Source organism: Verrucomicrobiota bacterium JB022, from assembly GCA_030673845.1.
GTDB lineage: Bacteria > Verrucomicrobiota > Verrucomicrobiia > Opitutales > Oceanipulchritudinaceae > WOUP01.
In genome coordinates, this window is record JAUTCQ010000012.1 from 21,193 (window position 1) to 33,986 (window position 12,794).

6 protein-coding genes are annotated in these 12,794 nt (G+C 62.5%); 2 read left to right on the forward strand and 4 right to left on the reverse strand.

What is annotated here, in order from left to right; genetic code table 11:
• Nucleotides 1–216 precede the first annotated feature (216 nt).
• Entirely contained in the window at nt 217–1,260 is a 1,044-nt protein-coding gene (locus Q7P63_07170; GenBank protein ID MDP0499867.1) for a glycosidase, read from the reverse strand.
• 290 nt (nt 1,261–1,550) lie between these two features.
• Between Q7P63_07170 and ugpC the strand changes: the two genes are divergently transcribed.
• Entirely contained in the window at nt 1,551–2,681 is a 1,131-nt protein-coding gene (ugpC, locus tag Q7P63_07175) for a sn-glycerol-3-phosphate ABC transporter ATP-binding protein UgpC (protein ID MDP0499868.1), read from the forward strand.
• Nucleotides 2,682–2,950: 269 nt separating this feature from the next.
• Complete coding sequence (locus Q7P63_07180; GenBank protein MDP0499869.1) at nt 2,951–5,059, forward strand: hypothetical protein; 2,109 nt, start codon at nt 2,951–2,953, stop codon at nt 5,057–5,059.
• 443 nt (nt 5,060–5,502) lie between these two features.
• Here the strand turns inward: Q7P63_07180 and Q7P63_07185 are convergent, their stop codons facing one another.
• Genes Q7P63_07185 through Q7P63_07195 form a run of 3 tightly spaced genes read right to left on the reverse strand, consistent with a single transcriptional unit; the run spans nt 5,503 to nt 12,791 of the window.
• A complete protein-coding gene (locus tag Q7P63_07185) occupies nt 5,503–6,111 on the reverse strand; it encodes a hypothetical protein (protein MDP0499870.1) in 609 nt (202 codons plus the stop codon).
• Between the two features lie 31 nt (nt 6,112–6,142).
• Nucleotides 6,143–7,129 carry a TIGR02597 family protein gene (locus Q7P63_07190; GenBank protein MDP0499871.1) on the reverse strand — a complete coding sequence of 329 codons (987 nt, stop codon included), beginning with the start codon at nt 7,127–7,129 and terminating at the stop codon, nt 6,143–6,145.
• 34 nt (nt 7,130–7,163) lie between these two features.
• Nucleotides 7,164–12,791 (reverse strand): phosphodiester glycosidase family protein, encoded by a 5,628-nt coding sequence (locus Q7P63_07195; GenBank protein MDP0499872.1) that lies wholly within the window; start codon nt 12,789–12,791, stop codon nt 7,164–7,166.
• Between the last annotated feature and the right edge of the window lie 3 nt (nt 12,792–12,794).

Below are 12,794 nucleotides of genomic sequence, written 5' to 3' on the forward strand. Positions count from 1 at the left end.
GAACAGAAGCGCAAATCCGAGGGGTAGTCGGAGGGTAAAAAGGGGTAGTTTCATGGGGTAAAGGGTGTCGCCGCTGCCGTGGGGCCGCGATCCAATCTACTTGGGAGAAGTGGGAGAAAAACTTGCCGCATCTGGATACGGCAGAAGGCGCGGGCAGGCGGGCACTACGACACGCCCACCCACCCGGCGCCCGGTCTGGATCTGTCAGGAAGTCTCTTACGCCACGGGGTTGGCCAGCAGGTGGGCGAGGAATTCATCCAACGGGGCCGTGGCCACCGCGCAACTGACGTCGGCCGCGCCGTAGTAAAGGAAGTAGGTGCCGTCGATCACCACGTGGCCGCAGGGGAAGCAGACGCCGTCGTAGATGCCCTTCTTCTCGTAGTCCGCCTCGGGCTCGTAGATCGGCTCGGGCGTGCGGTGCGTCACGCGCGAAGGGTCGTCCAGGTCCAGCAACACGGCGCCCAGGCGATACTGCTTGTCTTCGCCCACCCCGTGGTAGATCTGCAGCCAGCCAGCCTCGGTCTTGAGCGGCGGGTTGTTGGCGCCGACCTTGCGCTCCCAAGCCTTCTCGCCCTTCATCAGCAGGCGCAGCTCCTTCCACTCCAGCAGATCGTCGCAGCAGGCGATCCAGATGGCAGGGTATGGATTGTCGAAGCCCTTGCCATGCCACTGCATCGGGCGGTGGAGCGTCACCCATTTGCCCCCTACCTGCTCGGGGAAGATCACGACATCGCGGTCGTCGACCGAAGGATCGGTCAGGCGCCCGGCGCGGATCCAGGTCTTGAAGTCCTGCGTGAGGTAGAGCTGGGTGGATGTGAAATTGCGGCGCAGGGCGGCAGGAAATTCGTCCGGAAACTCCGAACCGGCTTTGGCCTGATTATCCTGAAAGGTCCAGTAGCGGCCCGGGGGCAGCGCGCGCGTGGCTGCGGTCACATAAAACCAGTCACCGATCTTGATCACTCGTGGGTCTTCCACACAACCGCCATCGGGCGTGAGCGCCAAGGGAGAGAGCACAGGCTGGTCGCTAACTCGTTCGAAGTGGTAGCCGTCTCGACTGCGGGCCAGGCCGAAGAATACGCGGTGCGCTTCTTCGTGCCCGGCAGCGCGGTAGAGCAGGTAGACGTCGCCCGTGGCTTCGTCGCGAAAGGCGCCTGGATTGGTCGTCACCTCGCCTTCCCATTCCGACCCGGATAGAGGGGCCAGAATGGGATTGCCGGCAAAACGGTTGAGGCGAAAAGTAGTTGGGGTTGGTGCTTGCATCATCGAGTATTAATTGAACAGATCCACCCGGCGGTGGAAATCGTGAAGCGGAAGCATATCTGCGGAAAAACTTAGTGATTTTGAGCAAGCATCCGGCTACTATCAAAACCAGCACACCCTTCTTTATTAATGCACGCACGCGCTTATCGGGCGATGGTCCAACTCGCCACGTGGGAGCCCTCTACGGTGCATTTCGGAACATGCTTTTGCCTAAAATTCCGAAACCTTCGCCGTTAATCGCTACTTACATCCGCTCGACAATCTGCCCCTCAAACCGGAAGACTTTCAAGATGGCCAAGGTCCTACTCCAAAACCTCACGAAGATTTACCCCGGAACCCGCAAGACCTCTGCATTCAATGCAGTCAAAGGCATCGATCTCGAAATTCGCGACCGCGAATTCATGGTGCTTGTCGGCCCTTCCGGTTGCGGCAAATCCACCACTTTGCGCATGATCGCCGGCCTGGAGGAGATTACCTCTGGCCGCATCGTGATCGACGAACGCCCTGTGAACGATGTAGCGCCCAAGGACCGCGACATCGCCATGGTGTTCCAGAATTACGCGCTTTACCCGCACATGACTGTCTACGAAAACATGGCGTTTGGCCTCAAGCTGCGTAAACAAAGCCGGCAGGAGATCGACCGCCAGGTGCGCGAGGCCGCCGCCATGCTCGACCTCGAACCCTTGCTCGAGCGCAAGCCCAAGGCCCTTTCCGGCGGCCAGCGGCAGCGCGTCGCGGTTGGCCGGGCCATTGTCCGCAAACCGAAGGTGTTTCTCTTCGACGAACCCCTGTCCAACCTCGACGCCAAAATGCGCGCCTCCACCCGCACCGAGCTTTCGCGCCTGCACGACCGCCTCGGCGTCACCATGATCTACGTCACGCACGACCAGATCGAAGCCATGACGATGGGCGACCGCATCTGTGTGATGAATGCAGGCGAGATCATGCAGGTAGCCGACCCTTTGACCCTCTACAACCAGCCCGCAAACCTCTTCGTGGCCGGGTTTATCGGCAGCCCACCCATGAACCTGATCGCAGGCACGCTGCAGCGCGATGCCCAAGGATCGCTCTTTGTGGAAGACGGGGCCGAGGGTGCTGGAATCCAGGTGCGCCTCGATGACCGGGTCGCGGGCACGGCCAAGGTTACCCAAGGCCAGAAAGTCGTGCTCGGGATCCGACCGGAGGATGTGCTGGAAAGCGAAAAGGCCCCCGCCGACGCATCGAACCCCTGCATGTTCAAGGTCGATGTTTCCGAACCCATGGGCTCCGAAACTTACCTCTACCTGAACACGGCCTCGACCCAGATCATCGCCCGCATCCCGCCGACGGATCGCTTCGAGCCCGGGCAGATCGCCTCGATGTGTTTCGACCTCTCCAAGGCACACCTTTTCGACGCAGAGACCGAAGAACGCATGTCGTAAACGCCCTCAGCGTTACGCAATCCCTAAAAATAACCAATCAGAATTCAGACAGATTCCAAAGCCACCAGCGCTCCCTATAATATTTTTTCAAAGTTTTCCGCCTGAGCGGGAAACTTCGCTTCATTGCCAAACAGCGCCGGGATGGAGAAGCTGCCACGTCGCCCAGCGACTCCTTATAATCAACCCCGTGTTTCGTGCCTGTATGCCCTCGGGATTCCTACGCCCGTAGCGGCCTGGCCACAAAGCGCTCTACCCCACCCCAGCGACACATGAAAACCTCCCTTGCCGTCCCCTTCGGCCGATTCGCAGCCCTGACCTCCATCGGGGCTTTTTCATCCCTGCTGACTGCCCAACTGCCTTCTCAACCGCTGGCCGACATCATCGGCGAAATCCACTCGGGCGGTAAATACAGTATCCCCCTCTACTCGCCCGCCACCGACTACTTGACGGAGGGCGCCGACCGGATCTCACAACTCGGCTCGCGCACGATCAAGCTCTGGCTCAACAGCTCGCCCAACCGCAATTACCCGAACTTCACCGGCCTGCACGCCTTCCCCTCATGCGACGACATGACGGAGCTGCTGCAGACCACCTATTACGCCGACGCGCTCTCGCGACCCGACTTCAAGACCTATTTCTTTGTCGCGACCGAATTTGCGAAACCCAACTGGAAGGATGGGCTCTCCCCCGCCGAAGAGGCCGCCATCATCGCTGAATTTGCCGAAGCGACCGAATATTTGCTGGAGACGTATTCCGGCACCGGCAAGACCTTCATTTTCCAAAGCTGGGAAGGCGATAACCACCTCAGCCTCGATCTGCTCGATCCGGCGGACTGGCCTGTCGCAATCCAGGGCATGATCGACTGGATCAATGCCCGACAGGCCGGGGTCGAAGCCGGCATCGCCGCCGCCAGCGGCTACTCCGACGTCTACGTCTACAACGCCTGCGAGTTTAACTACAACCCCGGGGCCGCATCGAGCCTCCCCGTCTCTGCCGCCAATTGCGTCATCAATGCCGTGATCCCCTACACCGATTGCGACCTCTACTCGTGGTCCAACTGGGCGAGCAAGGGCACCGGGCAGGAGATCAACGTCATCCGGGGGCTCGACTACGCCCGCGCCCGCACCCCAAGCTCTTCCACCTTTGGGCGCGACAACCTCTACATGGGCGAGTTCGGCGCCTACGAATCAAGCTTCATGGGCAGCTCTGCGCCCTACCATTCCGCCTCCTCGGATGCGACCCTCAGCAGCGTGATCATGAACCAGGTCGACTACGCTCTGCGCTGGGGCCCGCGTTGGATCGTGCACTGGGCGATTTACGACAACGGGCTGCGCAGCGGTGAGACCTTCAACTACACCACACCTGTCTCCCTCTTTGAAAACCAACTGGTGGGCACTTGGCTCATTCGCCCGCCCGGTGAGACGATGAACCCGGACTACAGCTTTATCACGGCTTACGGCGAGCTCGCCCGGCTCAACGCCCGCCGCCTGCATCACGACCCGCTCGACGACTTGAGCCTCGCCAGCGCCACCGGCTCCTGGACCATTGCCACCACCAACCAGTCGTGGGATGAGGACGACTTTTCACGCTACTACCGCACGACGACCGGTACCACCACTTCGCTGACCTATGAGGTAGACGGTGAGATCGTCGATCTAAACCTCAAAGCGTTCATCTACTCCTCCAGCAGCAACTTCAGCCCTGCCGGTCGTATCCGCGGCTACACTTCGGCGGACGGCGTCACCTGGAGCTCAGCCTTCGACTTCTCCGTTGTCGACAGCATCGCCCCCGATCCCAGTACCCCCGCGTGGGAGCGTGCCCACCTCGGCTTACCCTCTGGCGGGATCGCTGCCGGTCAGCACTTCCTCAAGATCGAGCTCTACGGCTCCACCGCCAGCTGGGCCACTCAACTCGCCGATGTGCGGATCCAGACCCGCCCTGCCGCCACCACGGCAGACGAGCTGGCCGACCTGACCTTGGTCGAAGCCTCGGATAACGTCAGCCTCGTCAGCGGCAGCACCGCCTACAGCGAAGGCGATACCGATCGGCTCTACCGCAACACGACCAGCCCAGGTTACATCGCCTACAAACTGCGCGATATCGGAGATTTCAGCGTAAAGCTGATCCACTACACCTCCGCGATGGACAGCACCCGCTTCAAGGCCTACGCGTCCTACGATCTCTCCACCTGGCAGGAAGTAAACCTGAGCTTCGACAGCCCCGTCCACACCGACGGCAGTTGGTACCGCACCAACGCCCACCTCGCCGATCCCCTCCCCACCGGCACCCGTTACGTGATCTTTGAGCTAATCGACCCCACCTACAACTGGAGCCCGCAAATCGCGGATGTCACGATCGAGCACGCGGAAGAGCTGTAAAGAACGTCTTCCAGAACTGCCGCATCGCCCAATCGGAAAGATTGGGCGATCTTTTTTTGGACAGGCTACGAAGTGTGCCTGAAAAAATGGGGTGAGCGCGGAACCGCCCATCGTATCGAAGCCTTCGCTCGAAGTTTTCACCGCCGGTGTCGCCATCAGGGTCCTGACTTGCACCGGCATCTGCGGCAGGCAGCGCCCAGTCGGCGTAAGATTGCACAGCCGCTTCGGTCGCGCAAAAGAGATAATCGAGGTGGCCGCACCGTAGCCGGTAAGGGCGGTATTGGTCGCCGTCTGGCTACCTGCACCTCCAGTATAGGCCGAGCCGTTGGTCGTGCGAGGATATTGGGCGTGATGATGCCCCGCTCTTCAATGATGAACCCAAAAAAAGAGCGCCTCCCCGCAAGGGAGACGCTCGGGACGAAGCGGGCAAGGCCGCCAGCAGTCTAGGCCTGACGGCGACGAAGGGCGACCAGACCGGCGGCCACGAGGCCAAGGCCGAGGGCCACCGTCGTCGGCTCGGGGATCACCGCCGCGAAGGTGTAATCGGCAGCGCCGGGGACGAGGCTGCCAAACGGCATCGGGGCAACCGTCACCCCGCCGTCGGTCGGCACGATGAAGTTTTCGTGCGAGACGAGGCCGTAGTGCTGCCCCACCGCTGCGCCACCCTCGGCAAACCAGATGAGCGAGAAGGCGGTGCCTTCGAGCAGGCCGGTGGTGTCGATGTTCGACACTTGGGCCAGGCTGCCGTGCCCAAACATGGGGGCGAAGGTGGTAAGCGCAAAGCCCTCGGTGCCAAAGACGAAGAGGTCGTCGGTGGCGACTCCGCCAGAGGTCAGATACTGGCCGCTAAGCGAGAAGTCGAAGGCATCGTAGCCGCCGAAGCCGTCGCCATTAAGGTCGAACACCACGGCGACTTGCATCCCGTCCTTGGCCTCGCCGAGCGCATCGAGGAAGCCGCCGGTGTTGACGGAGACGTGCATGTTGGAGGCTTGGAGGGAGGCTGCGCCGAGGACGAGCAGGCTGCCCAGCAGTTTGGTAGTCTTGTGAATCATTGTGACGATACTTTCTAAGGTTTTCACAGCTTTACTGGAGGTAGCTGGGCAGCCACGTCCAGGTGTAGACGAGATCCACGCCAGCATCGAAGTGGCGGAGGATGTAGGACTGGCCGGGCAGCAGGTCGGTGGTGGAACCGGCCTCCTGGAAGCGCTCGTCGTACCAGCCCCAGCCGGGGAAGGCCGACAGCGTTTTCGCGGGCAGCTTGTTGATGCCGGCGGTCGCATTGTCGTAGACGAACAACTGGGCTTCTACGCGATCGACCAGCCCGGCGGCGTCGAGATTGATGGGCTCGGTGCTCATGATGCCGAAGCGGAAGTCGCGATACTTCTCACCGGCAGGCATCCTGAAGCGCATGCGCTGCACCGTCATCGGCACCTGGCCAGCCATCACGAGTTCGGTCGCTTCGCCAGCGGCGGGCAGGCGGAGGATGAAGCCGGCACCCCGGTTAAGCGGAGCGGAATCGGCCTCACCAAACGAGCCATCAAACCAGCCGTAGTCTACATAGTAGGTGTAAACAGCGGTTTGCATGCTGCCGGTGCCAGGGTTCATGCCCTGCACGATGAGCTGGGTGCCTTCCGGCAGGTCGGCCATCTCGCTGAGGTCGCTCGGAGTCCAGGCGCGCTGGATCTGCACGAGGTCGCCGGCGGCGAGCTGGGCGCGGTCTTCGAGGCCAAACGCTACCGTCAATGTGCTGGGGCCGTTGGCGGAGATCGGGAAGGTCGCGCCTTCCAGCTCACCGCTCAGGACGAGCACTTGATACGGGATGCTGCCGGCCCAGTTGTTCGGAGCCCAGTTGGGGCTGCCGGTGACTTGGAGGCTGGAGCTGGTAGTGGAGGCAATCGCGCCTTGATACACCGCGAGGGTGTCGAGCGGGAAGGCGAGCGCGTAATCGCTGCCGGGCTGGAGCGAGACCGTCTGGATAAAGGCCGGATCGGTGGCAGCGCTCTGGGCCATGGCCGCGCCGCCGCTCAGGAGGAGGCCGGCCAGCAGGCCAATGCTTTGGGAGAATTTCATTTCTGCAATGTGTTGGGCGTGGTGGTCGGTCCGGTTACTCTTGGGCACCTTCCCATTGGACGCGGATGTAGGCGGAGTCGGTCATCTCCTCCACCGGGGTCAGCAGCTGCACGACGATCTCCACCGCGCCGCCGAGGTCGGTCTCGGTCACCTGGTAGGAGCCCGCCGGCAGAGCTTGCCAATCGAGGGCACCCGACAGGCTGTCGAGGGTCTGCACCGTGTAGTCGAAGCCCTTCAGGTCGCCACTGGGGCGGTAGAAGATGAGGGAGACGTAGCGTTCGCCGTCGGCTTCGCTGCGGGTGACGGACTGGCCGACCTGCATGTAGTAGCGGTAGTTGCCGTTCGCCGCGGTCGGGTCGAGTTGCCAGATGTATTCGAGCAGGTTACTGATCCCGTCGCCGTCGGCATCGGCCGTCGGGGCTTGGAGGGCTTCGTCGTAGCCGGCGAGCTCCGTCTCGGCCCATTCGCCGAAGGTGGCTTCCGGGGCGGCGAAGTCGTCGGTGTTGCGCGGCATCAGCTCATAACCGGAGGTGTAGGGGCGGTTCGGGTCGAACTGCACCACGAAGCCGTTGACGGCAAACTCGCCTTGCGGGGCTTCTTCGCCGAAGAGCGGGCTGTTGCGGTGCACGAACAAGTCGAACTGCTGCTCGCCGTCGGTCACCTGCACGGTGAAGCCTGCGTAACCGTCGTTGGTCCACTGGCTCGGGTCGACGAGGCTCACCTTGCGCAGGCGCACGAGGGCAGATTCGTCCTTGTCTTGCAGCGTGCTCGGGCGGGCCATTTGCGGCAGCATGGCGGTCTCATCCACCAGGTTGATCTCGGCCGCGCCGATACGGGTCTGGCCAGCCACCTGGCTGATCGTGCCCACGATTTCGATGCGGTGGCCGACGACCGGGGCGTAGGCGACTTCTGCGGCTGGCTGGAACACGCGCACGGCGGCGTTGCCATCCTGCAGGAAGAAGTCGAGCGTGCCTTCGTCGCCGAAGTTGGCGCTGGTGACGACGCCGTAGGTGCGCACGTAGGTGCCTGCGTTGACGGCTTCGCCTTCGGCGTTGGTCGCGACGGCTTCGGCCAGGCTCATGGTCGAGGGCTCGGGCACTTCGTTGCCGGTCTTGAGGCTGTATTTGAAGACGCGGCCACTGATGTCGCCCACATAGAAGACTGATTTGTCGCGGCTGATGGTGAAGGCGCGGATGTCGGAGGCGAGGTCGCCTTCCAGCGCGAGGCTCCAGGAGAGGTTGCGCTCGAAGTCGCGGAAGATCAGCGTCGGCGGCACCGTGCTCTTGTTATTGATCAGGTAGACGGTGTCGTTTTCGGTCGCCACCACGGCATTGGAGCCCGTGGGCGCGTTCATCTCGAAGTCGGCCTCGCGGGTCCAGGTCAGGCCGTCGTCGTCGCTGGTGAAGCGGCTGACACGGCGGCTGGCGGTTGCGTCGGGCAGGTAAACGGCGTCCCCTTCCGGCGAATACGAGGTGGTGCGCACGACGGACGGTGCTCCCGACATGTCCACGCGGCTGTAGACGCGGTAGCCCTTCGGGTTTTCCGGGTCTTCTTCAAGAATGTAGGCTGCGGTGGAGGTGAAGACGCCATGGCAGAAGATCCGGCCATTGTCGTCTACGACCGCGTTCACCCCGAAGGAGCCATCGTAGTATGCCAGCGGTTCACCGGTGGTCGCGTCGAGCTTCCAGATATCGCCGCCTTCGGAGAGGATCATGAAGCCGCGGCTGTCCCAGTCGATCCCGTAGGTCGAGCCGATGCCGTGGCGGGTGCCTTCCCACTGGATCCACTCGTAGCGGTAAGAGTCGTACTCGATGTTCTCGCTGGAGAGGAAGTATTCCGAACCGTCCGGGTTGTAGACGTTGACACCGCCGTTGTAGTTGACGGCCCACACGCGACCGCTGACTTCGTCGATCGCGATGTCATAGGCGTGCCAGGGGCTGGTTTGGGCGAAGACGCCGTCGAGCGTGTAGTTCGGGGCGGCGACTTCCACCGCTTCGTCCGGGATCGAATCGTCTTTCGTGAGGACGAGGGCTTGGGCGGGGCTGGCGACCACATTCTGGCCGTCGCTGGCGATCACACGCTGGTAGAAGGTGCGCGTTTCGCCAGCTTCGGTGTCGGCGAGAAACACATACCATTCCGACTCGGTAAGCGCGTTGAAACGCGTGGTGACACCGGTGGGAGCGTCGATCAGCAGGTTGTTGAAGCTGGCGTCGGTCGCGAGCTGGTAGGTGTAGGTGAGCACGCCTTGCTCAGGGTCTTGCGCCGGCTGCCACGACACCGGGTAGAGCGCGGGCACGTCGCGGATACCGTAGGTGTCGGTGCTGTTTTGCGAGGTGATGACGGCGGGCTTGGGCGCACCGGACTGCGCATCGTTGAAGAACTGGCCGCGCAACTCACCCTCGGGGTGGATGTCGGTCAGGATCTTGATGCCGTAGAGGCCGATGGCGAGGCCGTCGCGGAACTCGGCAAAGAGCGGCAGGCGGCCTTCAAAGGTGCCGTTCTTGCCGTCCACGGAGTCGATTTCGAGGGCTTCGAGCAGGTTGGCGCTGAAGCTGTTGCGGCCACGGTAGAGGGAGATGGCGGTGCGGTCGCGCAGGAGCTTGCCTTCGAGGTTAGCGAAGGAGCCGCTGATCACAATTTCGCCGCCCACGATTTCGATCTGGGCCGAAGCCGTCGCCGCCGTGGAAGAGCTGACACCGTCCACGTTGAGGGCGGAGAGGGTCGCCGCGCCGCGGTCGCTGATCTCGATGTCGTTGCGCATGATGAAGTCGCCATCGTAGCCGAAGAGGGCCGAGGGCACTTCGCTGTTCTTCACGATCGAGAAGCCGTCGAAGAGGTCGTAGGTCGTCAGCACAATGGCATTCTCGCCATAGTACTCGTCGTCGAAGAAGATGTCGGCGCGGGTAATGGTCGAGGGGGCCTGCTGGGCCTCACCGACGTAGGCCTTGCCGCCGCCACCCATCTCACCAGTGGAGAGGATGAGGCGACCATAGCGCTGGCCGGGGAAGTAGGCGGCGGAGTGGCCGAAGACGAAGAATTGCACGTCGTGCTCTTCCATCATGTCGAGGATGGGCTGGCGCGGGCGCGAAAGGCTGCCGATGTCGTTACGCTCGGTGGCCACGGCGTAGAGCGAAAGGTGCGTCGTAATCATGCGGACGCGGGCGCTCTGCGCTTCCGGCGAGCCGAGGGTCGCATCGAGCCAGTCCAGCTCGCTCTGCGAAAAGGCACCGTTGGCGGAGTCGATCGAGGTAAAGAACACGTCGTTGACGCTGTCGCCATCGAGGTCGAGCACGGCCGACCAGTTGAAGGGGTAGCCGCTTTCGTCCACGTATTGCACGTCGGGCTTGTTGTCCGGGATGGCCCAGAATTCTACTGCCGCCTCCCGGTCGACCGTGATTGCGCCGTCGTGGTTGCCCATGGTGAAGACGAAGGGGATGTCGGCGTTCTTCAGTTTGCCGTAGAGCTCGCCGTTGAAGCCCTGCCACATGGCCATCACCTGCGCCTTGCTCAGCGCGCTCGACTCGCCGGCGATCATGTCGCCAGCGGAGACGACGGCGTCTACATCCTGATTGACCCAGAAGTCGAAGGCCTGGCGCACGCGGGCATCGTAGGTGGTCGAGCCGTAGGAGCCATTGAAGTCGGAGACGAAGCCGAGGGTGATGTCGCCCTTGGCCGGCACGATCTCGGCCGTGTAGGTGCTCTCGGAGCTGTTGCCATCGCTCGTGCCCACCTCGAACTTGAATTCGACGTTGGAGCCGGCGGCTTCGCGCACAAGATACTCGAAGCGCACGGACTCGACGGAGCTGTCGAGCTCCACCGTGTCGATCAGCTCAAACTCGCCGCCATCGACGCGACGGTAGACATACATCACCTGCAGCGTCGAAGCCGGGTTTTGCGTGTCCATGTTCACATCAAACTCGATCCTGCCGCCCGCGCGGTGTTCGCCTTCCAGCACGTTCGGGTCGAACCCGATGGCGAAGGGTTTGATCGAAAGCGTCTGCGTGGCCGAGGTCAGCTCGCCACGGTCGTCTTCCAGCTCGAAGCGCAGGGCCACTTCGGCACCGATGGCTTCGCTGCTGGTGTAGCTGTAGACGTAGGAGTCGGCGGTCGTATCGTTGAGCGAGATCGGACCGGAGATCAGCTCTTCGGTGCCGCCATCGACGCTGCGGTAGACACGCAGGGCCTGGACCTTCACGCCGCTGTTGGGCGAGCGGAAGTCGACCGGGATTTCGATGGAGTCGTTGTGCACCACATCGGCGCGGCTGCCGTTGGGGAAGCTGACCTGTGCGGCGCTTTCGCCCACGTAGCGCAGGCGCATGGCGTCGACCGCCACGTAGCTGCCGGGGGCGTTGTTGCCGATCACGATCTGGTCGCCCGGTGCGAGGTCGAGCGTAGCCACGTAGTTGAAGTCGCCCGAATTGATCGTCTGGTCGACCCGGTAAACGACGTCGTTGAAGCCGGCGCGCTTGACCGTGTAAGGCGTCGCATTGGAGCGGTTGGAAGCACCCACCCAGTAAGACGAAAGCTCGTAGCGGGCGGGCGGGAGGTCTTCGCCCACCGTGTAGGTCGCCTCAGCGCTGGGGGCACCAGCCGGGTCGACCGTCGTCACGAGACGGGTCTTCGACTCGCCGTAGTAGCCCGCGTTGCCGCTTTCGATAAAGCCAGCGGTCTCGGCGTAAAAGCTGTCTTGCGTATCGTAAACCTGAGCCTTGCGGCGAATCACGACAAAGTTCGGTACCGCGCGCGCGCCTTCGAGGTCCGACGGCTGCGTCACCGTCTCATCGAAGATGGCAAGGGAAGAAGAGCCGCCCCCGTCGAGGTTGAGGGCTTCGACCGCCCCTACCCCAAGCATGATGTCTTGCAGCTCGTAAAGCGAAGCGCCCGCCGAGTGCTCGGCCTGACGGCCGTCGATCACCATCAGGATGAGCTTGTTGTCGGCCGTCACCCCGATCACGGTGCGCGGATTGCGGTCGGTGAAGCTGCCGCTGGCCCCCACACCTTCGCGGTCCCATTGGGCCGTGGTGGTCTTGACGCCGTTGTCGATCAACACCGGCCGGGCCGCGATGGCCTCCGTGAAGGTGCCGACGAAGCCGTTGGAGGGCACGATAGAGAGCACGTTGCCTTCTCCGTCGAGCTCGACGTGGGGCTGCACGCTCAGGTTCTGGTTGGGCTGCGGGAATCCGAGCACGAGGTCGTTCTGTGCGGGGTAGCCCCACAGCGTGTCGAGCGCACCGTCTGCATCGCGGACGAACATGCCCCAGGTGCGGGGATCGGTATAGCCGCCGTCGTTGACCAGCACCCCGTCATCCAGCAGGATGTTGAGGCTGGTGCCGTTGGAGGTATTGAAGAACGAGCCGTTGCTGACGACATAGGTCAGCTCGTCAGCCGTCGCAGCGAGCTCCGCCGGCGTGCGGTTGGCGCTACCCGCGAATTCTTCAATATCCAGCTCGAGATTCGGGTCGTCGAGGTCGATCAAGGCATAGCGCCCGGAAACCAGGTTCCCATTGGGATAGTTTTGGGTCGATTGGTACAACTCAATCGAAGGCGGCAGATCGTCTCGGTCGATCTTCTGCCAACCGAGGTCGATTTGCGCATGCGCGCCACCCTGGGTCAGGATCGCTAACCCGAGCAGCTGCGCTGGCAGTTTTACATGAAGCGACATTTT